The organism is Enterobacter sp. RIT418 (assembly GCF_003057745.1).
Lineage (GTDB): Bacteria > Pseudomonadota > Gammaproteobacteria > Enterobacterales > Enterobacteriaceae > Enterobacter.
The window spans coordinates 143,999-170,276 of record NZ_QBJD02000009.1; the positions used below are offsets into that span (position 1 = coordinate 143,999).

The window sequence follows — 26,278 nt, forward strand, 5'->3', positions numbered from 1 at the left end:
AAAAGTATGACACCAGGCGGACAAGCTCAAATTGGTAATGTTGACCTCGTAAAACAACTCAACAGCGCGGCCGTTTATCGCCTGATTGACCAGCACGGACCAATCTCGCGGATTCAGATAGCCGAACAAAGCCAGCTTGCTCCCGCCAGCGTGACAAAAATTACCCGTCAGCTTATTGAGCGCGGCCTGATCAAAGAAGTCGATCAGCAGGCCTCCACCGGAGGCCGTCGCGCTATCTCTATTGTCACCGAAACCCGCAATTTCCAGGCCATCGGCGTGCGTCTAGGCCGCTACGACACCACGCTTACCCTGTACGATCTGAGCAGCAAAGCCATCGCCGAGGAGCATTATCCGCTGCCGGAGCGCACGCAGGAGACGCTGGAACACGCGCTGCTGAAAACCATCGCCCTTTTCATCGAAAGCTGCCAGCGCAAGATCCGCGAACTGATCGCCATCTCGGTGATTCTGCCGGGCCTGGTCGATCCTGAAAGCGGCGTAATCCGGTATATGCCCCACATCCAGGTTGAAAACTGGGGCCTGGTTGACGCCCTGGAAAAACGTTTTAGCGTGACCTGTTTCGTCGGCCACGATATTCGCTCTCTGGCGCTGGCCGAGCACTACTTTGGTGCGAGCCACGACTGCGAAGACTCCATTCTGGTGCGCGTTCATCGCGGCACCGGCGCGGGGATCATCTCCAATGGCCGAATTTTCATTGGCCGCAACGGCAATGTCGGTGAGATTGGCCATATCCAGGTGGAGCCGCTAGGCGAGCGCTGCCACTGCGGAAACTTTGGCTGCCTGGAAACCATTGCCGCCAACGCCGCTATCGAGCAGCGCGTGCGCCATCTGCTGGAACAGGGCTACCAAAGCCGCATCACGCTCGACGACTGTAAGATCGGTCCTATCTGCAAAGCGGCGAATAAAGGCGACCCGCTGGCCTGCGAGGTGATTGAGCAGGTTGGGCGCCATCTGGGTAAAACTATCGCTATCGCCATTAACCTGTTTAACCCGCAAAAAGTGGTTATCGCAGGCGAAATTGTGGAAGCGGAAAAAGTATTACTTCCCGCCATCGAGGGCTGCATCAATACCCAGGCGCTGAAAGCGTTTCGCCAGAACTTACCGGTGGTGCGCTCTACGCTGGATCACCGTTCAGCGATTGGGGCATTCGCGCTGGTTAAACGCGCCATGCTTAACGGCAGCCTGCTGCAACATTTGCTGGAATCCTGATCGGGACTTATAGTAACGCCTTCTTTTTTTGATGTCGGAATGTCCATGACCATTAAGAACGTAATTTGTGATATCGACGGCGTGCTGATGCACGACAACGTTGCCGTGCCGGGTGCTGCGGAGTTTCTTCACCGCATCATCGACAAAGGAATGCCACTGGTTCTGCTCACGAACTACCCTTCCCAGACTGGTCAGGATCTGGCAAACCGCTTTGCAACTGCAGGGGTGAACGTTCCTGACAGCGTGTTTTACACCTCGGCCATGGCGACGGCGGATTTTCTCAAGCGTCAGGAAGGAAAAAAGGCTTACGTGGTGGGTGAAGGCGCGCTGATCCATGAGCTGTACAAAGCCGGTTTTACCATCACCGACGTCAACCCGGACTTTGTCATCGTAGGCGAAACGCGATCCTACAACTGGGAAATGATGCATAAAGCCTCTTTCTTCGTTGCCAACGGCGCGCGGTTTATCGCCACCAACCCGGACACCCACGGACGCGGCTTTTACCCCGCCTGCGGCGCGCTGTGCGCGGGCATTGAAAAAATCTCCGGACGTAAACCGTTTTACGTCGGCAAGCCAAGCCCGTGGATCATTCGCGCTGCGCTGAATAAAATGCAGGCGCATTCTGAAGATACCGTTATCGTAGGCGATAACCTGCGCACCGACATTCTGGCCGGGTTCCAGGCCGGTCTTGAGACGATCCTGGTGTTGTCCGGCGTTTCAACGATCGACGACATCGACAGCATGCCGTTCCGGCCGAGCTGGATTTACCCCTCCGTCGAGGAAATTGACGTTATCTGATTCCAGACCGCGCCTTAGGGCGCGGTTTTTCATTTTAGCGCACCTGAAACACCTTCATATTTAATAGAACACCCCATTCATTGAATAATCATCAATAAAAGCGCTGTTTGCATACTCTTTTTTCAACATTCCACAATCACAATTGCACTATTTGCGTTTCGCACCGTAAAACCCTTGCGCGCCCTCCCCCTTTTGCGGCATTTTCATAAGCAAGCAACATCACAACGCATCAGCATTAACGGAGAAGGTTATGTGTTCTATTTTTGGCGTACTGGATATTAAAACTGACGCAGGCGAACTGCGAAAAAAGGCCCTGGAATTATCTCGCCTGATGCGCCACCGCGGTCCGGACTGGTCCGGCGTGTACGCCAGCGATAAGGCCATTCTGGCTCACGAGCGTTTGTCCATTGTTGACGTCAACGCCGGCGCACAGCCGCTGTACAACGAGAAAAAAACCCACGCGCTGGCGGTGAACGGTGAAATTTACAACCATCAGGCCCTGCGCGCCGAGTATGGCGATCGCTACGCGTTCCAGACCGGTTCCGACTGCGAAGTTATCCTGGCGCTCTATCAGGAAAAAGGCCCGGAGTTTCTTGACGACCTGCAGGGCATGTTCGCCTTTGCCCTGTACGACAGCGAAAAGGATGCCTACCTGATTGGCCGCGACCACATTGGTATCATCCCGCTGTATATGGGCCACGACGAGCACGGCAACTTCTACGTGGCGTCAGAAATGAAAGCCCTGGTGCCGGTTTGCCGCACCATTAAAGAGTTCCCGGCAGGCAGCTACCTGTGGAGCAAAGACGGCGAGATCCGTCCGTATTATCAGCGCGACTGGTTTGATTATGACGCGGTAAAAGACAACGTTACCGACAAGGCCGGGCTGCGCCAGGCGCTGGAAGAATCCGTAAAAAGCCACCTGATGTCAGACGTGCCCTACGGCGTGCTGCTCTCCGGCGGCCTGGACTCCTCCGTGATCTCCGCCATCACCAAGAAATTCGCCGCGCGCCGCGTGGAAGATCAGGAGCGCTCGGAAGCCTGGTGGCCGCAGCTGCACTCCTTTGCCGTTGGCCTGGAAGGCGCGCCTGACCTGAAAGCCGCGCAGGAAGTGGCAAACCACCTCGGTACCGTGCACCACGAAATTCACTTTACCGTGCAGGAAGGTCTGGATGCGATCCGCGATGTGATCTACCACATTGAAACCTATGACGTTACGACGATTCGCGCTTCTACCCCAATGTATCTGATGTCTCGTAAAATCAAGGCGATGGGCATCAAGATGGTCCTCTCCGGAGAAGGCTCCGATGAGGTGTTTGGCGGCTACCTGTATTTCCATAAAGCGCCTAACGCCAAAGAGCTGCACGAGGAGACCGTGCGTAAGCTGCAGGCGCTGCACATGTTCGACTGCGCGCGCGCCAACAAAGCGATGTCCGCCTGGGGCGTCGAAGCCCGCGTGCCGTTCCTGGATAAAAAATTCCTCGACGTCGCGATGCGTATCAACCCGCAGGATAAGATGTGTGGCAACGGCAAAATGGAAAAACATATCCTGCGTGAATGCTTTGAATCCTATCTGCCGGCAAGCGTGGCGTGGCGTCAGAAGGAACAGTTCTCCGACGGCGTAGGCTACAGCTGGATTGACACCCTGAAAGAGGTGGCCGCTAAGCACGTTTCCGATCGGCAGCTGGAAACCGCGAGCTTCCGCTTCCCGTACAACACGCCGGGCTCGAAAGAAGCGTATCTGTACCGCGAGATCTTCGAAGAGCTGTTCCCGCTTCCAAGCGCGGCCGAGTGCGTGCCGGGCGGCCCGTCCGTTGCCTGCTCCTCGGCGAAAGCGATTGAATGGGATGAATCGTTCAAATCCATGAACGATCCGTCAGGCCGCGCGGTTGGCGTGCACCAGTCAGCCTATAAATAATCGTTACGCTGTTAAAAGACCCTGCGGGGTCTTTTTTTTGTCTTTTTTGCATGGACAAAATCGATTAATAACCAATAATTGCCGAATATTCGGCCACGCTGTTCGCAACCTAACCAAACAGTCACATTCCGGCTATTTTCGATGAAAAAGGTATTGACGCTGCAAGGGTCTATACGCATAATGCGCCCCGCAACGCCGATAAGGTAACGCGAAAAAAAGATGGCTACGTAGCTCAGCTGGTTAGAGCACATCACTCATAATGATGGGGTCACAGGTTCGAATCCCGTCGTAGCCACCATCTTTTTTGCGGGAGTGGCGAAATTGGTAGACGCACCAGATTTAGGTTCTGGCGCCGCAAGGTGTGCGAGTTCAAGTCTCGCCTCCCGCACCATTTCCAGATAAGCGTTGCACGGATGGGGTATCGCCAAGCGGTAAGGCACCGGTTTTTGATACCGGCATTCCCTGGTTCGAATCCAGGTACCCCAGCCATATTTCTTCGATTTTGCGGTTCTCCGCGGTTATTGGGGTATCGCCAAGCGGTAAGGCACCGGTTTTTGATACCGGCATTCCCTGGTTCGAATCCAGGTACCCCAGCCATCGAAGAAAAGCAGTACTGGCTACGTAGCTCAGCTGGTTAGAGCACATCACTCATAATGATGGGGTCACAGGTTCGAATCCCGTCGTAGCCACCAAATTAAGATTGTCGATTTATCGGGAATCAAAATAAATTGTTGGGGTATCGCCAAGCGGTAAGGCACCGGATTCTGATTCCGGCATTCCGAGGTTCGAATCCTCGTACCCCAGCCAATTTAAAAAGTCGTTAAGCAGTTTGTTTAACGCAATTGGGGTGTCGCCAAGCGGTAAGGCTCTGGTTTCTGATACCAGCATTCCGGGGTTCGAATCCCTGCACCCCAGCCACTTAAAACAAAATAGCCCGCTCTGCGGGCTTTTTTGTTTTTGTTGTCAGTACCGTGCGGCCTGATGCCCTCACCTGGCCCTCTCCCACAGGGAGAGGGAAAAAAGATTAGAGTCCGAGTGCGTATTTCAGCGCCTGGCGCTTCAGGCCACCGGCGCGTTCCGCTGCCATCAATCCAATGTTACGAAGAATGCGCACTGGCGCTAAGTCATTGCTGAATCCCGCGTAGAACAAATCCATCCCCGACTGCATAATAAAGTTATCCGCCATGCGCCGCGTCTGGTAGCGCTTCAGTACCCGATGGCTGGCCCAGGATTCAGCATGCGCACGCGCGTTGCCCAGCACCTCCAGCAGCGCATCGACGTCGCGATAGCCCAGGTTCACACCCTGCCCCGCCAGCGGGTGGATCGTGTGCGCCGCATCGCCCACCAGCACCAGCCCCTCGCGGGCGTACTGCAAAGCGTGGCGGCGCGTGAGCGGGAATGCGCCAGCCGCAACAGGCGTCACGTTGCCCAGCCGGCTTGGAAAGTGCCGTTGGATTTCATCCTGCAGCTGAGCCAAAGAAAGCCCCTGCAGCTGACGAATGCGCGCCGGCTTGTCATACCACACCAGCGACGCCCAATTATCGAACAGCGGTAAAAAGGCGTGCGGTCCGTTCGGCGTAAAGTGCTGCCAGGTGCTTTCGCCGGGCGCATTCTCGCACTGAACGGTGATCAGCATGCAGGACTGATGATATTGCCACGCATGCACGCCAATCCCCGCCATCTGCCTGACCTGCGAGTTAGCCCCGTCCGCCCCCACCACCAGCTTGACGGCAAGCTCGTCGCCGTTATCCAGCGCCAGCAGATAGCCGCCATCGTGTTGATGCAATGCGTTTAACGTAGCGGGAACGCGCAGCGTCACCTTCGGATGCGCTTCGAGCGCCTGCCGGAGCGCCAGCTGGAGAACGCTGTTCTCAACCATATAGCCCAGGCGCGGGAGCTTCAGCTCGGCAGCGTCAAACGCGACGTGGGCCGTTTCCCACTCCCACGTTTCAAGGCGGCTGTAGGGATGCGCGCGCATCGCCAGCACGGCCTCCCAGACGCCAAGCCCGCGCAGCAGATCGACAGAGGATGCGCCGATCGCCGAAATCCGCACGTCCGGTTTCGCCGCTGCATCGAAAGCCGGTGGCAACGCCTTCTCAATTACCGTTACCTCAAATCCCTGCTGCGCCAGCCCCAGCGCCAGCGCGCCGCCGACCATACCGCCGCCGACAACGGCAACTTCGGAGTGTTGGAGTGTCATGGTCTTTTTTCCTTATTGGAGAATCCCTTGAGTTTACCGGATTTTTACGGCCTTGAGGTTGACAACCTTCATACTGGTCACAACCCCACCAAAGCATTACAATACGCGGCTTGCAATCCTGAGCTGAGCAAGTCGATGACTAAAAAACTCCACATAAAAACCTGGGGCTGTCAGATGAACGAATACGATTCATCCAAGATGGCCGATCTGCTGGATACCACCCACGGATACCAGCTGACTGAAAACGCGAAAGAAGCCGATGTGCTGCTGCTTAACACCTGTTCAATTCGTGAAAAAGCGCAGGAAAAGGTCTTCCACCTGCTGGGTCGCTGGAAACTCCTCAAACGAAAAAATCCGGACCTGATTATCGGCGTGGGCGGCTGCGTTGCGTCGCAGGAAGGCAAGCTGATCCGCCAGAGAGCCCCGTACGTGGACATCGTCTTTGGTCCTCAGACTCTGCACCGCCTGCCCGAGATGATCAATAAGGTTCGCGGCACGCGTAGCCCGGTCGTTGACGTGAGCTTCCCGGAGATCGAAAAGTTCGATCGCCTGCCGGAGCCGCGCGCCGACGGCCCGAGCGCCTACGTCTCTATCATGGAAGGCTGCAATAAGTACTGCACCTACTGCGTGGTGCCGTACACCCGAGGCGAAGAGGTCAGCCGCCCGGCGGACGACATCCTCTTCGAAATCGCGCAGCTTGCCGCGCAGGGCGTACGCGAAGTCAACCTGCTGGGCCAGAACGTGAACGCCTGGCGTGGAGAGAACTACGACGGCACCACCGGCAGCTTTGCCGAGCTGCTGCGCCTGGTGGCAGCCATTGACGGCATTGACCGCATTCGCTTTACCACCAGCCACCCGATGGAGTTTACCGACGACATCATTGATGTCTATCGCGATACGCCGGAGCTGGTGAGCTTCCTGCACCTGCCCATTCAGTGCGGCTCCGACCGCGTGTTGAACCTGATGGGGCGTCCGCATACGGTGCTGGAGTACAAATCTACCATCCGCAAGCTGCGTGAAGCGCGTCCGGATATCCAGATCAGTTCCGACTTCATCGTCGGCTTCCCTGGCGAAACCGCTGACGACTTCGAGCGCACCATGAAGCTCATTGGTGAAGTGAACTTTGACGTCAGCTACAGCTTTATCTTCTCTGCGCGTCCGGGTACGCCAGCGGCCGATATGGTTGACGACGTGCCGGAAGAAGAGAAAAAACAGCGTCTGTATATCCTGCAGGAGCGCATCAACCAGCAGGCAAACGCCTGGAGCCGCCGCATGCTCGGTACCGTCCAGCGTATTCTGGTGGAAGGCACCTCGCGCAAGAGCATCATGGAACTCTCTGGCCGCACGGAGAATAACCGCGTGGTGAACTTCGAAGGCACGCCGGATATGATCGGTAAGTTCGTGGACGTCGAGATTGTCGAGGTGTTGACCAACTCCCTGCGCGCAAAGCTGGTGCGCACCGAGGACGAAATGGGCCTGCGCATCGCCGAGTCTCCGGAATCCGTGATCTCCCGCACCCGCAAAGTAAACGATTCTGGCGTCGGTATTTATCAGCCTTAATCCTTCAGGCCTGCCCTTCCGGCAGGCCTTGTATTTCCTTCCATCGTCCCCAATATCTTCCGCAATGCTTGCGCCTTTATTCTGTGGCGTGAATAATTTCGGTAATGGCCGCGTTACTACGCCACCACCAGGTCAGCTAAACCATCAAAGAGGAACGGTTTGAACATAGACACGCGTGAAATTAGCCTTGAGCCAGCAGACAACGCTCGCCTGCTGAGCCTGTGCGGGCCGTTTGATGACAACATCAAGCAACTGGAGCGACGTCTGGGTATCGAAATCTATCGTCGCGATAACCATTTCAAACTCACCGGACGCCCAATCTGCGTCAACGCCGCTGCGGATATTCTTCGCAGCCTGTATGTCGATACCGCCCCGATGCGCGGCGAAATTCAGGATATCGAGCCGGAGCAAATCCACCTCGCGATCAAAGAAGCGCGCGTGCTTGAGCAAAGCGCGGAGAGCGTGCCGGACTACGGCAAGGCGATTCACATCAAGACCAAGCGCGGCGTGATCAAGCCGCGCACGCCGAACCAGGCGCAGTACATCGCCAACATTCTCGATCACGACATCACCTTCGGCGTGGGTCCGGCGGGTACGGGTAAAACCTATCTGGCCGTCGCCGCCGCGGTAGACGCCCTTGAGCGCCAGGACATTCGCCGCATTCTGCTGACGCGTCCTGCGGTGGAGGCCGGTGAAAAGCTAGGCTTCCTGCCGGGTGATTTGAGTCAGAAAGTCGATCCGTATCTGCGCCCGCTCTATGACGCGCTGTTCGAAATGCTCGGCTTTGAGAAAGTCGAGAAGCTGATTGAGCGTAACGTCATTGAAGTTGCGCCGCTGGCCTACATGCGCGGCCGCACCCTGAACGATGCCTTTATCATCCTCGATGAGAGCCAGAACACCACTATCGAACAGATGAAAATGTTCCTGACGCGCATTGGCTTTAACTCAAAGGCGGTCATCACCGGCGACGTCACCCAGATTGACCTGCCGCGAAATACTAAGTCCGGCCTGCGCCACGCCATTGAAGTCCTGGCGGAAGTGGATGAAATCAGCTTTAACTTCTTCCACAGCGAAGACGTGGTGCGCCACCCGGTTGTTGCGCGCATCGTTAACGCCTATGAGGCCTGGGAAGAAGCCGATCAGAAACGCAGGGCCGAACTGGCCGCAGAACGCAAGCGCGACGCGCAGGAGCAAGAACAAAAATGAGTCAGGTGATCCTCGATTTACAGCTGGCCTGTGAAGATAATTCCGGCATGCCAGAAGAGGCACAGTTTCAGAAATGGCTGGATGCGGTTATCCCCCAGTTTCAGGAAGAATCAGAAGTCACGATTCGCCTGGTGGATGAAGCGGAAAGCCATGAGCTTAACCTGACCTATCGCGGGAAAGATAAGCCGACCAACGTGCTCTCTTTCCCATTCGAAGCGCCTCCGGGCATGGAGATGCCGCTGTTAGGCGATCTGATCATCTGCCGTCAGGTGGTTGAGCAGGAAGCCAAAGAGCAGCAAAAGCCGCTTGAGGCCCACTGGGCGCATATGGTGGTTCACGGCAGCCTGCACCTGTTGGGCTACGATCACATTGAAGATGACGAAGCGGAAGAGATGGAGTCCCTCGAGACAGAGATAATGCTTGCTCTGGGCTATGAGGACCCGTACATTGCCGAGAAAGAATAGTCAGCCCCAGGCTGACTAACATGCCGCCGCGCAAGGAAATAGCGCGGCGGTGAACTGAGAACCAACAAGAGAACCCTTAACAAACGCCATGAGCGACGACAATTCACACAGTAGCGACACTCCAAACACTAAAAAGGGATTTTTCTCCCTTATTCTGAACCAGCTTTTCCACGGCGAGCCCAAAAACCGTGACGAACTGCTGGAGCTGATCCGTGATTCCGGGCAAAACGATCTTATCGATGAAGATACGCGCGAGATGCTCGAAGGGGTAATGGACATCGCCGACCAGCGCGTGCGCGACATCATGATCCCCCGCTCGCAGATGATCACCCTGAAACGCAACCAGACGCTGGACGAGTGCCTCGATGTCATCATCGAATCCGCCCACTCGCGTTTCCCGGTTATCAGCGAAGATAAAGATCACATTGAAGGCATTCTGATGGCGAAGGATCTGCTGCCGTTTATGCGCAGCGACGCGGAAGCCTTCAGCATGGAAAAAGTGTTACGCCAGGCCGTGGTTGTGCCGGAAAGCAAACGTGTGGACCGGATGCTGAAAGAGTTTCGCTCTCAGCGCTACCACATGGCGATTGTGATTGATGAGTTTGGCGGCGTCTCGGGTCTGGTCACGATCGAGGATATCCTTGAGCTGATCGTGGGCGAAATCGAAGACGAATACGACGAAGAAGAAGATATCGACTTCCGTCAGCTGAGCCGCCACACCTGGACCGTGCGCGCGCTGGCGTCCATTGAGGACTTCAACGACGCCTTCGGCACCCACTTCAGCGATGAAGAAGTGGATACCATTGGTGGGCTGGTAATGCAGGCCTTTGGCCATCTCCCGGCGCGCGGCGAGACCGTTGACATCGACGGTTACCAATTCAAGGTCGCCATGGCCGACAGCCGACGTATTATTCAGGTTCACGTCAGAACGCCGGACGACTCACCGGTGCCAAAACTGGAAGATTAATGTAAATGGCATTTGCCCCATTCTTTGAACGCCAGCGCGTCCGTCTGCTGCTGGCGCTGTTACTCGGAGCCAGCGGTACGCTGGCTTTTTCGCCTTACGATATCTGGCCAGCGGCCATTCTCTCCCTGATGGGGCTACAGGGTTTAACCCTGAATCGCCGCCCGGTGCAGGCCGCGGCTATCGGCTACGTCTGGGGGCTGGGGCTCTTCGGTTCCGGCATTAACTGGGTCTACGTCAGCATCGCGCAGTTTGGCGGAATGCCCGGCCCGGTTAACGTTTTCCTCGTCGTGCTGCTCGCCGCTTACCTCTCGCTTTACACCGGCCTGTTCGCGGGCATCCTCTCTCGCCTGTGGCCCAAAACGACCTGGATCCGCGTGGCGATTGCCGCCCCCGTTGTCTGGCAGATAACTGAATTTCTGCGTGGCTGGGTGCTGACCGGCTTCCCGTGGCTGCAGTTCGGCTATAGCCAGATCGACGGCCCGCTGAAAGGGATGGCGCCAGTCATGGGCGTAGAGGCGATTAACTTCCTGCTGATGGTCGTCAGCGGCCTGCTGGTGCTGGCCCTGACCGCGCGCAGCTGGAAGCCCCTGGTTGCCGCGCTGGTGCTGTTCGCTCTGCCCTTCCCGCTGCGTTACGTTCAGTGGTTCACCCCGCAGCCCGAGCGCGCCATGCAGGTTTCTATGGTGCAGGGGGATATTCCTCAGGCGCTGAAGTGGGATGAAAATCAGCTTATCAACACGCTGAAAATCTACGCCAACGCCACCGAGCAGGTGATGGGAAAATCCCAGATGGTGATCTGGCCGGAGTCCGCCATTCCGGATCTGGAAATTAACCAGCAGCCGTTCCTGAAGATGATGGATAACCTGCTGCGCGCGCGCGACACCACGCTGATTACCGGAATCGTTGATGCGCGGCTCAACCAGCAGAACCGCTACGATACGTACAACACCATCATTACGCTCGGCAAGGGCAGCGAGTACAGCTACGACTCAACCGACCGCTACAACAAAAACCATCTGGTACCGTTTGGCGAGTTTGTGCCTCTGGAGTCGATTCTGCGCCCGCTGGCTCCGTTCTTTGACCTGCCGATGTCCTCCTTCAGCCGCGGGCCGTACGTTCAGCCGCAGCTGCACGCGCACGGCTTTGCGCTGACGCCCGCCATTTGCTACGAAATCATCCTCGGCGAGCAGGTGCGCGATAACTTCCGTCCGGACACGGACTACCTGCTGACTATTTCGAACGACGCCTGGTTTGGCAAGTCGATTGGCCCGTGGCAACACTTCCAGATGGCGCGCATGCGTTCGCTTGAGCTGGCTCGTCCGCTGCTGCGCAGCACCAACAACGGCATCACCGCCGTGATTGGTCCGCAGGGTGAAATTCAGGCGATGCTCCCGCAGTTCACCCGTGACGTGCTGACCGCAAAGGTCACGCCAACCACGGGCCTGACCCCGTACGCCCGTACCGGCAACTGGCCGCTGTGGGTGCTGACCGCGCTGTTTGGCTTTGGCGCCGTGGTAATGAGCCTTCGTCAGCGTCGCAAATAACCTTCCCCCTCCCCCTAGCCCTCTCCCCATAGGGGAGAGGGAACGGTTTTCTGCACTTTTTCAAAATCCAGCTCCGCCTTTTCCCCTCTCCCTTCCAGGGAGAGGGATAGGGTGAGGGTCAATTCTGGCACGCCTATTGCTTTGTTTGTTCTCGCAAACGCTTTCTGGCTTAACGTGCAACCTTGTCGCACCAGCGTAGATCGTCGGTAGCACCGAAACGGTGCAACGGGAGATTATTGCCTCTGAATGGTGCGGCGCGCTTCGCAAAAATAAACAATAACGCAGCAAAATCTTTACATTAAGCCAGACTAAATGTTAACAAGCTTGCATAACACTGCACTCGCACAGCGCGAGATATAACAACATCACAATGGGTATCAATGCGTCACTGACGCTGATAAGAAGGAGTTGGGTATGCAATTACGTAAACTGGCCACAGCAATGCTGGTGATGGGGATGTCGGCGGGCGTCGTTCACGCTGAAGACGCTCTGAAAGCAGGAAGCACGCTCGACAAGATCGCCAAAAACGGCGTTATCGTGGTCGGCCACCGTGAATCATCCGTCCCGTTCTCTTACTACGACAACACGCAAAAAGTCGTGGGCTATTCACAGGACTACTCCAACGCCATCGTTGAAGCCGTGAAGAAAAAGCTGAACAAACCCGATCTGCAGGTGAAGATGATCCCAATCACTTCACAGAACCGCATTCCCCTGCTGCAGAACGGCACCTTCGATTTTGAGTGTGGTTCCACCACCAACAACCTTGAGCGCCAGAAACAGGCGGCCTTCTCCGACACCATCTTCGTTGTCGGCACCCGTCTGCTGACCAAGAAAGGCGGCGACATCAAAGATTTTGCCGATCTGAAGGGTAAAGCGGTCGTCGTGACGTCCGGCACGACGTCAGAAGTGCTGCTGCACAAGCTGAACGACGAGAAGAAAATGGATATGCGCATCATCAGCGCGAAAGACCACGGCGACTCCTTCCGTACCCTGGAAAGCGGTCGCGCCGTCGCGTTTATGATGGACGATGCGCTGCTGGCCGGCGAGCGTGCAAAAGCGAAGAAACCGGACAACTGGGAAATCGTGGGCACCGCGCAGTCTAAAGAGGCCTACGGCTGCATGCTGCGCAAAGACGACGCCGACTTTAAAAAGCTGATCGATGACACCATCGCTCAGGCACAGACGTCCGGCGAAGCGGAGAAATGGTTCGACAAATGGTTCAAGAACCCTATTCCACCGAAGAACCTGAACATGAACTTCGAACTGTCCGATGACATGAAAGCGCTGTTCAAAACACCAAACGACAAAGCTCTTAACTAATTAGAACAACAGGGGCGGGAATACCTGCCCTCTCGATTGTCGGGAAGCACGGACAGACTATACGCGGAGTGGTCGTTCCCCACTCAGCGCGAAAATGAGCTTCTCACCAATCTTCGAGGGTAGCGCTGCTACCCTTTTTTTTCTGGAGTTTATTATGTCAATCGACTGGAACTGGGGCATCTTTCTGCAACAAGCCCCGTTCGGCAACACCACCTATCTCGGCTGGCTCTGGAGCGGCTTTCAGGTCACCGTTACGTTATCCATAACGGCGTGGATTATCGCGTTTCTCGTCGGCTCGCTGTTCGGTATTCTGCGTACCGTACCCAACCGCTTTCTCTCCATGCTCGGCACTCTGTATGTGGAACTGTTCCGAAACGTTCCGCTGATCGTGCAGTTCTTTACCTGGTATCTGGTGATCCCAGAACTGCTGCCGGAAAATATCGGCATGTGGTTCAAGGCAGAGCTGGACCCCAACGTGCAGTTCTTCGTCTCCTCCATGCTGTGTCTGGGGCTGTTCACCGCCGCGCGCGTCTGCGAGCAGGTACGCGCGGCCATTCAGTCGCTGCCGCGCGGACAGAAGAACGCCGCGCTGGCGATGGGGCTGACGCTGCCGCAGGCCTACCGCTACGTGCTGCTGCCAAACGCCTATCGCGTCATTGTCCCACCGATGACCTCAGAGATGATGAACCTGGTAAAAAACTCGGCCATCGCCTCGACCATCGGCCTGGTGGACATGGCCGCGCAGGCGGGCAAGCTGCTGGATTACTCCGCACACGCGTGGGAATCCTTCACGGCCATTACGCTCGCGTATGTTCTGATTAACGCTTTCATCATGCTGGTAATGAACCTGGTTGAACGCAAAATTCGCCTGCCGGGCAATATGGGGGGCAAATAATGTACGAATTTGACTGGAGTTCTATCGTTCCTTCCATGCCGTACCTGCTGGATGGCCTGTTGATTACGTTAAAAATCACCGTCATTGCCATCATCATCGGTATCGTCTGGGGAACCCTGCTGGCGGTGATGCGCCTGTCGAGCTTTAAGCCGCTCGCCTGGTTTGCGACCGCGTACGTTAACGTTTTCCGCTCCATCCCGCTGGTGATGGTGCTGCTGTGGTTTTACCTGATTGTTCCCGGCTTTCTGCAAAACGTGCTGGGGCTGTCGCCGAAAACCGACATCCGCCTGATCTCCGCGATGGTGGCGTTCTCGATGTTTGAGGCCGCGTACTACTCGGAGATTATCCGTGCGGGCATTCAAAGCATCTCCCGCGGGCAGTCCAGCGCCGCGCTGGCGCTGGGAATGACGCACTGGCAGTCAATGAAGCTGATTATTCTGCCGCAGGCGTTTCGCGCCATGGTCCCGCTCCTGCTGACGCAGGGCATAGTGCTGTTCCAGGATACCTCGTTGGTCTACGTTCTTAGCCTGGCGGACTTCTTCCGCACCGCGTCAACCATTGGCGAGCGTGATGGTACCCAGGTTGAGATGGTCCTGTTCGCGGGCGGGGTCTATTTTGTGATTAGTTTAAGCGCGTCGCTGTTGGTCAGCTGGCTGAAGAAAAGGACTGTATGATGATTTCCCTGAAAAATGTTTCAAAATGGTATGGGCACTTTCAGGTGCTGACCGACTGCTCCACCGAAGTAAAAAAAGGCGACGTGGTCGTGGTGTGTGGGCCGTCCGGCTCCGGAAAATCGACGCTCATTAAAACGGTGAACGGCCTGGAACCCGTGCAGCAAGGCGAGATCGTGGTTAACGGCACCAGGGTTAATGACAAGAAGACAAATCTGGCTCAGTTGCGCTCCCACGTTGGGATGGTGTTTCAGCACTTTGAGCTGTTCCCGCACCTCTCCATTATTGAGAACCTGACGCTGGCGCAGGTAAAAGTGCTTAAGCGCGATAAAAAGGCGGCGCGCGAAAAAGGGCTGAAGCTGCTTGAGCGCGTGGGGCTTTCCGCTCACGCCGATAAATTCCCGGCACAGCTTTCCGGCGGCCAGCAGCAGCGCGTGGCGATCGCCCGCGCGCTGTGTATGGACCCCGTCGCCATGCTGTTCGACGAACCCACTTCGGCACTCGATCCCGAGATGATCAACGAAGTGCTGGACGTCATGGTCGAGCTGGCTCACGAAGGGATGACCATGATGGTGGTGACGCACGAGATGGGCTTCGCCCGCAAGGTGGCCAACCGCGTGATCTTCATGGATGAAGGGAAGATCGTCGAAGACTCGCCGAAAGAAGAGTTCTTCGCCAATCCGAAATCCGATCGCGCAAAAGATTTCCTCGCCAAAATCCTGCACTAATCTTTTCAGCGCGCAATCTGCGGATTGCGCGCTGCCTCACGCTTTCTCTCTCTTCTTCTCGTCGGCGTCTCAATGCAGCGTTAACCTTGTCACAAAATAACGCCAAGCATGGAGAACCTTATGGCACAGCCAATTATTCTCGATTGCGATCCGGGTCATGACGACGCGATCGCCCTCGTTCTTGCCCTCGCCTCCCCGGAGCTGGACGTCAAAGCCGTCACCTCGTCCGCCGGAAACCAGACGCCTGATAAAACCCTGCGCAACGTGCTGCGCATGCTGACGCTGCTTAAGCGCACCGATATTCCGGTCGCGGGCGGCGCGGTTAAGCCGCTGATGCGCGATCTGATTATTGCCGACAACGTCCACGGCGAGAGCGGCCTTGACGGCCCGGCGCTGCCGGAACCGGCCTTTGCGCCGCAAAGCTGCACTGCCGTAGAGCTGATGGCAAAGGTGCTGCGCGAAAGCAGCGAGCCCGTTACGCTGGTGGCAACCGGCCCGCAAACCAACGTGGCGCTGCTGCTGAACGGCCATCCTGAGCTGCACGCTAAAATCGCGCGCATCGTCATCATGGGCGGCGCGATGGGGCTGGGTAACTGGACGCCAGCGGCGGAGTTCAACATCTTCGTCGACCCGGAAGCCGCTGAAATTGTGTTCCAGTCCGGTTTACCGATTGTGATGGCGGGGCTGGACGTTACCCACCGCGCGCAGATTATGGCGGCGGATATTGAGCGCTTCCGCGCCGTCGGCAATCCGGTTGCGACAACCGTTGCGGAGCTTCTCGATTTCTTTATGGAATACCATAAGGCTGAGAAATGGGGCTTCCACGGCGCGCCGCTGCACGATCCTTGCACCATTGCCTGGCTGCTGAAACCGGAGATGTTTACGACGGTGGACAGGTGGGTTGGCGTGGAGACGCAGGGAAAATACACGCAGGGCATGACGGTGGTGGATTACTACTCGCTGACCGGGAATAAGCCGAATACGACGGTAATGGTGGATATCGATCGGGAGGGGTTTGTCGATTTGCTGGCGGAGAGGCTGGCTTATTATAGTGCGGCCTGATGCCCTCACCCCGGCCCTCTCCCACGGGGAGAGGGAGCAAACCTGTGCTTTTATTTAGGGTTCAAACGGCCGACGCTGGAACTGGTCGTGCCCACATTTCGGGCACAGCGGGAGCACGTCCGGCGTATAAATCGCAATATGATGATGGCATTTCTCGCAAACCAGATTCCCCAACCCCACCACCTCACCGCTGTGGTAAACGCCGTGGTGGTTTAGATCCTGAAACACCTCGCGCCACTCCAGCTGGGTTTTATCGGTAATATCCGCCAGCTCCTGCCACAGGCTTTCTTTAATCACCCGCATAAAGACGCTGTCGGCAACCTCGTCCTGGCTCTCCGCGTAGCTGCGCGCAAACTCTTCCAGGTCGCGACGAACGGCGCGCGTCACCTCTTCAACCTCGGTTCGCGTTAACTCACCCGTTTGCGTGACCCGCGCACGCGCTTGTTCAACGAGCGCGTCAATATCACGCTCGCCGTTACGCAGCCGCTCGGTGAGCGTCGCCACCAGTTCGCGGTAAAATTGAGCAACCTTGTTCATCCTTCTGCCTCCTGGGTAAGTGACTCTTTTTAATCATAGACCGTATTTCAGTCCCGCTTTGTCAGGTGAAGCACAGAGCCCGTAAATTCCTGCAAAGGGCATTTGTGCGAAAGGCTGTTTTGACGCGTACGTTTGGGCTATGCTATGCGGATCTGAATTACCACATCCATTGGCTACATTTTGTAGCTGTATTGAACACAGGACCACTGGCTGCCATGCAAGAGCAATACCGCCCGGAAGAGATAGAATCCAAAGTCCAGCAACACTGGGACGAGAAGCGTACCTTTGAAGTTACCGAAGACGAGAGCAAAGAGAAGTATTATTGCCTGTCGATGCTTCCCTATCCTTCTGGTCGACTACACATGGGCCACGTGCGTAACTACACCATTGGCGATGTGATTGCTCGCTACCAGCGCATGCTGGGTAAAAACGTTCTTCAGCCAATCGGCTGGGATGCGTTCGGCCTGCCTGCTGAAGGCGCCGCGGTAAAAAACAACACCGCCCCCGCGCCGTGGACGTACGACAACATCGCGTACATGAAAAACCAGCTCAAAATGCTGGGCTTCGGCTACGACTGGAGCCGCGAGCTGGCGACCTGTACGCCGGAATATTACCGTTGGGAGCAGAAATTCTTCACCGAGCTGTATAAAAAAGGCCTGGTATACAAGAAAACGTCCGCCGTTAACTGGTGCCCGAACGATCAGACCGTTCTGGCAAACGAACAGGTGATCGACGGCTGCTGCTGGCGCTGCGACACCAAGGTTGAGCGTAAAGAGATCCCCCAGTGGTTTATTAAAATCACCGCTTACGCTGACGAGCTGCTGAACGATCTGGATAATCTGGATCACTGGCCTGACACCGTGAAGACCATGCAGCGCAACTGGATCGGCCGTTCTGAAGGCGTTGAAATCACCTTCAACGTGAAGGATTACGACCAGACGCTGACCGTTTACACTACCCGTCCGGACACCTTCATGGGAGCGACCTACCTGGCCGTGGCGGCGGGTCACCCTCTGGCGCAGAAAGCGGCCGAGAGCAACCCTGAGCTGGCGACCTTCATCGACGAATGCCGCAACACCAAAGTGGCTGAAGCCGAAATGGCGACCATGGAGAAGAAAGGCGTTGATACCGGCTTTAAAGCCGTGCATCCGCTGACCGGGGAAGAAATTCCGGTATGGGCCGCTAACTTCGTGCTGATGGAGTACGGTACCGGCGCAGTGATGGCTGTTCCAGGGCACGACCAGCGCGACTACGAATTTGCCACCAAATATGGCCTGAACATCAAGCCGGTTATCCTGGCGGCCGACGGTTCTGAGCCTGACCTCTCCGAGCAGGCGCTGACCGAAAAAGGCACCCTGTTCAACTCCGGTGAATTTAGCGGCCTGAGCTTCGAAGAAGGCTTCAACGCGATTGCCGACAGGCTGGCCTCGCTGGGCGTTGGCGAGCGTAAAGTGAACTATCGTCTGCGCGACTGGGGCGTTTCCCGTCAGCGTTACTGGGGCGCACCGATTCCAATGGTGACGCTGGAAGACGGTACCGTGGTGCCGACGCCTGAAGATCAGCTGCCGGTGATCCTGCCGGAAGACGTGGTCATGGACGGCATCACCAGTCCGATCAAAGCCGATCCAGAGTGGGCAAAAACCACCGTGAACGGCCAGCCTGCGCTGCGTGAAACCGACACCTTCGACACCTTTATGGAGTCCTCCTGGTACTACGCGCGCTACACCTGCCCGCAGTATCAGGAAGGCATGCTGGATTCCGACGCGGCGAACTACTGGCTGCCGGTGGATATCTACATCGGCGGTATCGAACACGCCATCATGCACCTGCTCTACTTCCGCTTCTTCCACAAGCTGATGCGCGACGCGGGCCTCGTGAACTCCGACGAGCCGGCAAAACAGCTGCTGTGCCAGGGTATGGTTCTGGCCGACGCGTTTTACTACGTAGGCGAAAACGGCGAGCGTAACTGGGTTTCTCCGGTTGATGCCATCGTTGAGCGTGACGAAAAAGGCCGCATCGTGAAGGCAAAAGATGCCGAAGGCCACGAGCTGGTCTACACCGGCATGAGCAAGATGTCCAAATCCAAAAACAACGGCATCGACCCTCAGGTTATGGTCGAGCGCTACGGTGCCGATACCGTGCGCCTGTTCATGATGTTTGCTTCCCCGGCAGACATGACGCTCGAGTGGCAGGAATCCGGCGTTGAAGGCGCTAACCGCTTCCTGAAACGCGTCTGGAAACTGGTTTACGAGCACACCTCTCAGGGCGATGCCCCTGCGCTGAACGTTGCCGCACTGACTGAAGATCAGCAGGCGCTGCGTCGCGATGTGCATAAAACAATTGCTAAAGTCACCGATGATATCGGCCGTCGTCAGACCTTCAATACCGCAATTGCGGCTATTATGGAACTGATGAACAAACTGGCAAAAGCACCGCAGGACGGCGAGCAGGATCGCGCCTTAATGCGTGAAGCGCTGCTGGCAGTCGTTCGCATGCTTAACCCGTTCACCCCGCACGCCAGCTTCACCCTGTGGCAGGCGCTGAAGGGCGAAGGCGATATCGACAACGCGCCGTGGCCGGTAGCGGACGAAGCGGCAATGGTGGAAAACACCACGCTGGTCGTCGTGCAGGTTAACGGTAAAGTGCGCGGTAAAATTACCGTCGCCGTTGATGCAACCGAGGAGCAAGTGCGCGAGCGCGCGGGCCAGGAGCATCTGGTTGCGAAATATCTTGAGGGCGTTACCGTACGTAAGGTTATCTACGTACCGGGTAAACTGCTTAATCTGGTCGTTGGCTAAGCGCGGGAGGAAACGTGCGACAACTGGCAACAATACTTTTATCTTTGGCGGTGCTTGTCACCGCCGGCTGCGGCTGGCACCTGCGCAACACAACGGCGGTGCCAGAGCAGATGAAAACGATGATCTTCGACTCTTCGGATCCGAACGGCCCACTTAGCCGCGCGCTTCGCAGTCAGCTGCGCCTGAACGGCGTGGAGATTATCGAGAAAGACACGCTTCGCCAGGATGTACCGTCATTCCGCGTCCTCCGCTCGACGCTGAGCAAAGACACGGCGTCCATCTTCCAGGACGGACGCACGGCGGAATATCAGATGGTCATGTCGGTTAGCGCAGCCGTGCTGATCCCGGGTAAAGACATCTATCCGATCAGCACCAAGGTCTACCGTTCGTTCTTTGATAACCCGCAGACGGCGCTGGCGAAAGATGCCGAACAGCAAATTATCATTAACGAAATGTACGACAAGGCAGCGGAACAGCTGATCCGTCAGTTGCCGCGCATTGCGGCAACGTCTAAACAGGGTTCAGACATTGTCGACAAGCCTGAGGCAGCCTCGCTTCCGGCAGCCACCTCGTTGGGTAACTGATGATCAGGTTGTATCCTGAACAACTCCGCGCGCAGCTCAATGAAGGGCTGCGCGCGGCGTATCTGCTGCTCGGAAACGACCCGCTTTTGCTTCAGGAAAGTCTTGATGCCGTTCGCCACGCGGCGGCGGCGCAGGGCTTCGATGAACACCACACCTTCCAGCTGGATAACAGCACCGACTGGAATGCGATTTTTTCGATTTGCCAGGCGATGAGCCTGTTTGCCTCTCGTCAAACCATTCAGATTCTGCTGCCGGAAAATGGCCCTAACGCGGCGATTAATGAACAGCTGGCGACGCTGGTAAGCTTGCTTCACGGCGATCTGCTGCTGATTGTGCGCGGCAATAAGCTGACTAAAGCGCAGGAAAATGCGGCGTGGATAACGACGCTCGCCACCAACGCGGTGCTTGTGACCTGCCAGACGCCCGAGCAGGCGCATCTGCCTAAGTGGGTTGCGGCAAGGGCAAAGCAGCAGAACCTGCTGCTGGACGACGCGGCGAATCAGCTGCTCTGCTACTGCTATGAAGGCAACCTGCTGGCGCTTGCGCAGGCGCTCGACAGGCTATCCCTGCTGTGGCCCGACGGCAAGCTGACGCTGCCGCGCGTTGAGCAGGCGGTTAACGATGCCGCGCACTTTACGCCGTTCCACTGGGTCGACGCGCTGCTGGCCGCCAAGAGTAAGCGCGCGCTGCATATCCTGCAGCAGCTGCGTCTCGAAGGCAGCGAACCGGTTATTTTACTGCGCACGATCCAGCGCGAGCTGCTGCTGTTAATCAACCTCAAGCGCCAGTCGGCCCACACGCCGCTGCGCACGCTGTTTGACAAACACCGCGTCTGGCAAAACCGCAGGGCGATGACCACCGAAGCCATTAACCGGCTCGGCCACGAGCAGCTGCGCCAGGCGGTGCATCTGCTCACGCGCGCCGAGCTGACGCTGAAGCAGGACTACGGTCAATCGGTGTGGGAAGAGCTTGAAAGCCTCTCTCTGCTGCTGTGCCATAAGGCGCTGGCCGACGTATTTATTGATGGATAATATGCACTCTCTACAGGCGCTGTATGGCGGTACCTTTGACCCGGTACACTACGGGCACCTCAAGCCCGTCGAAATTCTGGCAAACCTGATTGGCCTGCAGCGCGTCATTATTATGCCTAACAACGTTCCACCGCACCGCCCTCAGCCGGAAGCGACCAGCGAGCAGCGTAAAGCCATGCTCGCGCTGGCGATTGCCGACAAGCCGCTGTTCACCCTCGACGAGCGCGAACTCAAGCGCGACGCGCCTTCGTGGACGTCCGAGACGCTGCGGGAGTGGCGCGAAGAACAAGGGCCGGAGAAACCGCTGGCGTTTATTATTGGCCAGGACTCTTTGCTGAACTTCCCAAGCTGGCACAAATACGAAACCATTCTGTGCAACAGCCATCTTATCGTCACCCGTCGTCCGGGCTATCCTCTGACCATGCGCGAAGAGCACTATCAGCAATGGCTGGAAGCCCATTTAACGGACAATATTGACGAACTACATACGCTGCCCGCAGGTAAAATCTATCTGGCTGAAACGCCGTGGTTTGATATCTCCGCAACCCTGATCCGCGAGCGCTTACAGGCAGGCTTGCCCTGTGAGGACCTGCTGCCCACCCCGGTGCTGGAATATATTCACCAGCACGGTTTGTATCAGAAAAGAGCAGATGAATAATCCCGGCGAGTGAAAAAGCCCCTTATTGATTATCCTGCCTTGACAGGTAAAGTCATGCTGTTATCCTCCGCTGCCAGACTTTCCCGCCGAACATTGCTTTACAGAAATTGTTTTACAAAAATGGCGATGCAATCTCAGGCGGAGGGTGGGATGATACCCGCCTTCAAAAGCCCGGACGGTGACATTTGTCCCGACACTGGCCTCAGTTCAGGTATACTGGCTGACCACAAATTCTTTGTTGCACCATCTTTTCACCCAGGGGGAAAACTTGCAGGGTAAAGCACTCCAGGATTTTGTTATCGACAAAATTGATGACCTGAAAGGTCAGGACATCATCGCTATCGACGTTAAGGGTAAATCCAGCATCACCGACTGCATGATCATCTGCACCGGGACGTCTACTCGCCACGTGGTTTCTATTGCCGATCATGTTGTTCAGGAATCGCGCGCCGCAGGGCTGTTACCGCTTGGCGTTGAAGGTGAAGCGACCGCTGACTGGGTGGTTGTCGACCTTGGCGATGTGATTGTCCACGTCATGCAGGACGAAAGCCGTCGTCTGTATGAGCTGGAAAAACTCTGGGGTTAATGCGTGAAGTTGCAGCTGGTCGCCGTCGGCACCAAAATGCCGGACTGGGTACAAACCGGTTTTACTGAATATCTGCGTCGTTTCCCCAAAGATATGCCGTTCGAACTGGTGGAGATCCCAGCAGGAAAGCGCGGTAAGAACGCGGATATCAAACGTATTCTCGATAAAGAGGGTGAGCTGATGCTGGCCGCCGCAGGCAAAAACCGCATCGTCACCCTCGATATCCCAGGCAAACCCTGGGATACGCCGCAGCTGGCGCACGAACTTGAGCGCTGGAAGCAGGATGGCCGTGACGTCAGTTTGCTGATTGGCGGCCCGGAAGGGTTATCCCCCGCCTGCAAGGCAGCGGCAGAACAAAGCTGGTCTCTCTCCGCGCTGACGCTCCCCCACCCGCTCGTTCGGGTACTGGTGGCAGAAAGTCTTTATCGCGCATGGAGCATAACGACCAACCACCCCTATCACCGCGAGTAGTGACTTGACCAGGGTAGATTAAGCAGCGGATGAAACTACAGAATTCTTTTCGCGACTATACGGCTGAGTCCGCGCTGTTTGTGCGCAGGGCGCTGGTCGCCTTTTTGGGGATTTTGCTGCTGACCGGCGTGCTGATCGCCAACCTTTATAATCTGCAAATCGTCCGCTATACCGATTACCAGACGCGCTCAAACGAGAACCGCATCAAGCTGGTTCCCATCGCGCCCAGCCGCGGCATTATTTACGACCGCAACGGTACGCCGCTGGCGCTGAACCGCACCATCTACCAAATCGAGATGATGCCGGAAAAGGTAGATAACGTTCAGGATACGCTGGAAGCGCTGAAAAGCGTGGTCGACCTGACCGACGACGACATTGCCGCATTCAAAAAAGAGCGTTCACGCTCGCATCGCTTTACCTCCATTCCGGTGAAAACCAACCTGACGGAAGTCCAGGTTGCCCGCTTTGCCGTGAACCAGTACCGCTTTCCCGGCGTTGAGGTCAAAGGCTACAAGCGCCGCTACTATCCTTACGGTTCCGCGCTGACGCACGTCATCGGTTACGTCTCAAAAATAAACGATAAAGATGTCGAAAGGCTGGATAAAGACGGCAAGCTGGCGAACTACGCGGCGACGCACGATATCGGCAAGCTCGGCATTGAGCGCTACTACGAAGAAGTGCTTCACGGACAAACCGGCTATGAAGAGGTGGAAGTTAACAACCGCGGCCGCGTAATCCGTCAGCTGAAAGAGGTGCCGCCTCAGGCGGGGCACGACGTCTACCTGACGCTCGACCTTAAGCTGCAACAGTATATCGAAACCCTGCTGGCGGGCAGCCGCGCGGCCGTCGTTGTGACCGATCCGCGAACCGGCGGGATTCTGGCTATGGTATCAATGCCGAGCTACGACCCTAATCTCTTCGTCGACGGTATCTCGAGCAAGGATTACTCCGGCCTGCTGAACGACCCGAACACGCCGCTGGTGAACCGCGCCACGCAGGGGGTCTATCCTCCGGCCTCCACGGTGAAGCCGTATGTCGCCGTCTCCGCGCTGAGTGCAGGCGTTATTACCCGCAATACCAGCCTGTTCGATCCGGGCTGGTGGCAGCTTCCCGGCTCTGAAAAACGCTATCGCGACTGGAAAAAATGGGGCCACGGCCATCTGAACGTGACGAAGTCGCTCGAAGAGTCCGCGGATACCTTCTTCTACCAGGTCGCCTACGACATGGGTATTGACCGCCTGTCGGAGTGGATGAGCAAATTTGGCTACGGGCATTACACCGGCGTGGATCTTGCCGAGGAACGCTCAGGCAACATGCCAACCCGCGAGTGGAAGCTGAAGCGCTTTAAGAAGCCATGGTATCAGGGCGATACGATCCCGGTCGGTATTGGCCAGGGCTACTGGACGGCAACGCCTATTCAGATGAACAAAGCGATGATGACCCTCATCAACGACGGCGTAGTGAAAGTACCGCATCTGCTGCAAAGCACGGTTGAAGATGGCAAAAAAGTGCCGTGGGTTCAGCCGCATGAGCCACCCGTTGGCGACATTCATTCCGGCTACTGGGAGATCGCCAAGGACGGAATGTACGGCGTAGCCAACCGTGCGAACGGTACGGCACATAAATATTTCGCCAGCGCGCCGTATAAAGTGGCCGCGAAATCCGGTACCGCGCAGGTGTTCGGCCTGAAGGCCAACGAGACCTATAACGCCCACCGTATTGCGGAACGTCTGCGCGACCATAAGCTCATGACGGCATTTGCCCCTTATAACAACCCGCAGGTTGCGGTGGCCATGATCCTGGAAAACGGCGGCGCGGGCCCGGCTGTGGGCACGATCATGCGCCAGATCCTCGATCACATTATGCTGGGCGACAATAACACCGACTTGCCGGCTGAAAACCCGGCGGCCGCTGCGGCGGAGGACCAATAATCATGACGGATAATCCAAATAAAAAATCGCTGTGGGACAAAATCCACATCGATCCTGCCATGCTGCTGATCCTGCTGGCCCTGCTCTTCTACAGCGCGATGGTGATCTGGAGCGCGAGCGGCCAGGACATCGGCATGATGGAGCGCAAGATTGGCCAGATCGCAATGGGTCTGGTCATCATGGTGGTGATGGCGCAGATCCCACCGCGCGTCTATGAGGGCTGGGCGCCGTATCTTTACATCTTCTGTATTATTCTTCTGGTTGCGGTGGACGCCTTTGGGGCCATCTCAAAGGGCGCACAGCGCTGGCTGGATCTCGGGATTGTCCGCTTCCAGCCTTCGGAAATCGCTAAAATTGCCGTTCCCCTGATGGTGGCGCGCTTTATCAACCGCGACGTTTGCCCGCCTTCGCTGAAGAATACGGCCATCGCGCTGGTGCTCATCTTCCTGCCAACGCTGCTGGTAGCGGCACAGCCTGACCTGGGCACCTCAATTCTGATCGCCCTGTCCGGCCTGTTTGTGCTGTTCTTGTCTGGCCTGAGCTGGCGCCTGATCGGCATCGCCGTGGTGCTCGTGGCGGCCTTTATCCCGATCCTCTGGTTCTTCCTGATGCATGACTATCAGCGCCAGCGCGTGATGATGCTGCTCGATCCGGAAACCGACCCGCTGGGTGCGGGCTATCACATTATCCAGTCTAAGATTGCGATTGGCTCCGGCGGCCTGAGCGGTAAAGGCTGGCTGCACGGCACGCAGTCCCAGCTGGAGTTTTTACCCGAACGACATACCGACTTTATCTTTGCGGTACTGGCCGAAGAGCTGGGGCTGGTGGGCATTCTGATCCTGCTTGCCCTCTACGTGCTGCTGATTATGCGCGGCCTGTGGATTGCCGCGCGGGCGCAAACCACCTTTGGCCGCGTGATGGCGGGTGGATTGATGCTGATTTTATTCGTTTATGTCTTCGTAAATATTGGTATGGTGAGCGGTATTCTGCCGGTTGTAGGCGTTCCGCTGCCGCTGGTGAGCTACGGGGGCTCGGCACTGATCGTGTTGATGGCCGGGTTTGGTATCGTCATGTCGATCCATACCCACAGAAAAATGTTGTCAAAAAGCGTATAAAAATAAGGGG

General features: G+C 56.6%; 23 protein-coding genes and 7 tRNA genes. 28 read left to right on the forward strand and 2 right to left on the reverse strand.

The window, feature by feature from the left end:
- The first annotated feature begins 6 nt into the window (after positions 1-6).
- The 10 genes from DBY73_RS12755 to DBY73_RS12800 all read left to right on the forward strand — a co-directional run bounded on the left by DBY73_RS12755 (position 7) and on the right by DBY73_RS12800 (position 4,858).
- Positions 7-1,227: an N-acetylglucosamine repressor gene (locus DBY73_RS12755; RefSeq protein WP_112011500.1), complete on the forward strand. Its 1,221-nt coding sequence runs from the start codon at positions 7-9 to the stop codon at positions 1,225-1,227.
- A 45-nt stretch (positions 1,228-1,272) separates the two neighbouring features.
- Positions 1,273-2,025 (forward strand): ribonucleotide monophosphatase NagD, encoded by a 753-nt coding sequence (gene nagD / locus DBY73_RS12760; protein ID WP_112011565.1) that lies wholly within the window; start codon positions 1,273-1,275, stop codon positions 2,023-2,025.
- Positions 2,026-2,275: 250 nt separating this feature from the next.
- Positions 2,276-3,940, forward strand: a complete 1,665-nt coding sequence (gene asnB / locus DBY73_RS12765) for an asparagine synthase B (RefSeq protein WP_112011501.1) — start codon at positions 2,276-2,278, stop codon at positions 3,938-3,940.
- Between the two features lie 221 nt (positions 3,941-4,161).
- Positions 4,162-4,238: transfer RNA gene (locus tag DBY73_RS12770), tRNA-Met, on the forward strand.
- Positions 4,239-4,246: 8 nt separating this feature from the next.
- Positions 4,247-4,331, forward strand: a tRNA-Leu gene (locus tag DBY73_RS12775).
- Positions 4,332-4,354: 23 nt separating this feature from the next.
- A tRNA-Gln gene (locus DBY73_RS12780) sits at positions 4,355-4,429 on the forward strand.
- Between the two features lie 33 nt (positions 4,430-4,462).
- Positions 4,463-4,537, forward strand: a tRNA-Gln gene (locus DBY73_RS12785).
- A gap of 18 nt (positions 4,538-4,555) precedes the next feature.
- Positions 4,556-4,632: transfer RNA gene (locus tag DBY73_RS12790), tRNA-Met, on the forward strand.
- Positions 4,633-4,672: 40 nt separating this feature from the next.
- Positions 4,673-4,747, forward strand: a tRNA-Gln gene (locus DBY73_RS12795).
- Between the two features lie 36 nt (positions 4,748-4,783).
- Positions 4,784-4,858 (forward strand) — tRNA-Gln (locus DBY73_RS12800).
- 106 nt (positions 4,859-4,964) lie between these two features.
- On the opposite strand, the gene ubiF is transcribed toward DBY73_RS12800, so the two are convergent.
- Positions 4,965-6,140: a 3-demethoxyubiquinol 3-hydroxylase gene (ubiF, locus tag DBY73_RS12805; RefSeq protein ID WP_112011502.1), complete on the reverse strand. Its 1,176-nt coding sequence runs from the start codon at positions 6,138-6,140 to the stop codon at positions 4,965-4,967.
- A 135-nt stretch (positions 6,141-6,275) separates the two neighbouring features.
- Between ubiF and miaB the strand changes: the two genes are divergently transcribed.
- The 10 genes from miaB (at position 6,276) to rihA (ending at position 16,557) form a co-directional block, all read left to right on the forward strand.
- A complete protein-coding gene (miaB, locus tag DBY73_RS12810; protein ID WP_112011503.1) occupies positions 6,276-7,700 on the forward strand; it encodes a tRNA (N6-isopentenyl adenosine(37)-C2)-methylthiotransferase MiaB in 1,425 nt (474 codons plus the stop codon).
- A 159-nt stretch (positions 7,701-7,859) separates the two neighbouring features.
- The gene (locus tag DBY73_RS12815) at positions 7,860-8,906 is read left to right on the forward strand and encodes a PhoH family protein (protein WP_112011504.1); all 1,047 of its coding nucleotides are present in this window, start codon (positions 7,860-7,862) and stop codon (positions 8,904-8,906) included.
- The gene (gene ybeY, locus DBY73_RS12820; protein WP_006809617.1) at positions 8,903-9,370 is read left to right on the forward strand and encodes an rRNA maturation RNase YbeY; all 468 of its coding nucleotides are present in this window, start codon (positions 8,903-8,905) and stop codon (positions 9,368-9,370) included. Before DBY73_RS12815 ends, ybeY begins: the two co-directional genes overlap by 4 nt.
- 88 nt (positions 9,371-9,458) lie before the next feature.
- The gene (gene corC / locus DBY73_RS12825; RefSeq protein ID WP_112011505.1) at positions 9,459-10,337 is read left to right on the forward strand and encodes a CNNM family magnesium/cobalt transport protein CorC; all 879 of its coding nucleotides are present in this window, start codon (positions 9,459-9,461) and stop codon (positions 10,335-10,337) included.
- 5 nt (positions 10,338-10,342) lie between these two features.
- Complete coding sequence (lnt, locus tag DBY73_RS12830; RefSeq protein WP_112011506.1) at positions 10,343-11,881, forward strand: apolipoprotein N-acyltransferase; 1,539 nt, start codon at positions 10,343-10,345, stop codon at positions 11,879-11,881.
- A gap of 414 nt (positions 11,882-12,295) precedes the next feature.
- The gene (locus DBY73_RS12840) at positions 12,296-13,201 is read left to right on the forward strand and encodes an amino acid ABC transporter substrate-binding protein (protein ID WP_112011508.1); all 906 of its coding nucleotides are present in this window, start codon (positions 12,296-12,298) and stop codon (positions 13,199-13,201) included.
- A 154-nt stretch (positions 13,202-13,355) separates the two neighbouring features.
- Complete coding sequence (gltJ, locus tag DBY73_RS12845; protein WP_112011509.1) at positions 13,356-14,096, forward strand: glutamate/aspartate ABC transporter permease GltJ; 741 nt, start codon at positions 13,356-13,358, stop codon at positions 14,094-14,096.
- Positions 14,096-14,770 carry a glutamate/aspartate ABC transporter permease GltK gene (gene gltK / locus DBY73_RS12850; RefSeq protein WP_112011510.1) on the forward strand — a complete coding sequence of 225 codons (675 nt, stop codon included), beginning with the start codon at positions 14,096-14,098 and terminating at the stop codon, positions 14,768-14,770. Before gltJ ends, gltK begins: the two co-directional genes overlap by 1 nt.
- On the forward strand, positions 14,770-15,495 hold the full coding sequence (locus DBY73_RS12855) for an amino acid ABC transporter ATP-binding protein (protein ID WP_112011511.1): 726 nt from the start codon (positions 14,770-14,772) through the stop codon (positions 15,493-15,495). Before gltK ends, DBY73_RS12855 begins: the two co-directional genes overlap by 1 nt.
- Before the next feature lie 120 nt (positions 15,496-15,615).
- On the forward strand, positions 15,616-16,557 hold the full coding sequence (gene rihA, locus DBY73_RS12860; RefSeq protein WP_112011512.1) for a pyrimidine-specific ribonucleoside hydrolase RihA: 942 nt from the start codon (positions 15,616-15,618) through the stop codon (positions 16,555-16,557).
- A 54-nt stretch (positions 16,558-16,611) separates the two neighbouring features.
- Here the strand turns inward: rihA and DBY73_RS12865 are convergent, their stop codons facing one another.
- Complete coding sequence (locus tag DBY73_RS12865; protein ID WP_112011513.1) at positions 16,612-17,094, reverse strand: zinc ribbon-containing protein; 483 nt, start codon at positions 17,092-17,094, stop codon at positions 16,612-16,614.
- Positions 17,095-17,309: 215 nt separating this feature from the next.
- Between DBY73_RS12865 and leuS the strand changes: the two genes are divergently transcribed.
- From leuS to mrdB, 8 genes are all read left to right on the forward strand, one after another.
- The gene (leuS, locus tag DBY73_RS12870; RefSeq protein WP_112011514.1) at positions 17,310-19,892 is read left to right on the forward strand and encodes a leucine--tRNA ligase; all 2,583 of its coding nucleotides are present in this window, start codon (positions 17,310-17,312) and stop codon (positions 19,890-19,892) included.
- Between the two features lie 14 nt (positions 19,893-19,906).
- The gene (lptE, locus tag DBY73_RS12875) at positions 19,907-20,476 is read left to right on the forward strand and encodes an LPS assembly lipoprotein LptE (RefSeq protein WP_112011515.1); all 570 of its coding nucleotides are present in this window, start codon (positions 19,907-19,909) and stop codon (positions 20,474-20,476) included.
- Entirely contained in the window at positions 20,476-21,507 is a 1,032-nt protein-coding gene (gene holA, locus DBY73_RS12880; RefSeq protein WP_112011516.1) for a DNA polymerase III subunit delta, read from the forward strand. The genes lptE and holA overlap by 1 nt, the downstream gene beginning before the upstream one ends.
- A complete protein-coding gene (nadD, locus tag DBY73_RS12885; RefSeq protein ID WP_146745767.1) occupies positions 21,500-22,165 on the forward strand; it encodes a nicotinate-nucleotide adenylyltransferase in 666 nt (221 codons plus the stop codon). Before holA ends, nadD begins: the two co-directional genes overlap by 8 nt.
- A gap of 268 nt (positions 22,166-22,433) precedes the next feature.
- Positions 22,434-22,751: a ribosome silencing factor gene (gene rsfS, locus DBY73_RS12890; RefSeq protein WP_023334893.1), complete on the forward strand. Its 318-nt coding sequence runs from the start codon at positions 22,434-22,436 to the stop codon at positions 22,749-22,751.
- 3 nt (positions 22,752-22,754) lie between these two features.
- Complete coding sequence (rlmH, locus tag DBY73_RS12895; protein WP_003858701.1) at positions 22,755-23,222, forward strand: 23S rRNA (pseudouridine(1915)-N(3))-methyltransferase RlmH; 468 nt, start codon at positions 22,755-22,757, stop codon at positions 23,220-23,222.
- 29 nt (positions 23,223-23,251) lie between these two features.
- Positions 23,252-25,153, forward strand: coding sequence for a peptidoglycan DD-transpeptidase MrdA (gene mrdA, locus DBY73_RS12900; RefSeq protein ID WP_112011517.1), 1,902 nt, complete (start codon positions 23,252-23,254; stop codon positions 25,151-25,153).
- A gap of 2 nt (positions 25,154-25,155) precedes the next feature.
- On the forward strand, positions 25,156-26,268 hold the full coding sequence (mrdB, locus tag DBY73_RS12905) for a peptidoglycan glycosyltransferase MrdB (protein WP_112011518.1): 1,113 nt from the start codon (positions 25,156-25,158) through the stop codon (positions 26,266-26,268).
- Positions 26,269-26,278: the final 10 nt, after the last annotated feature.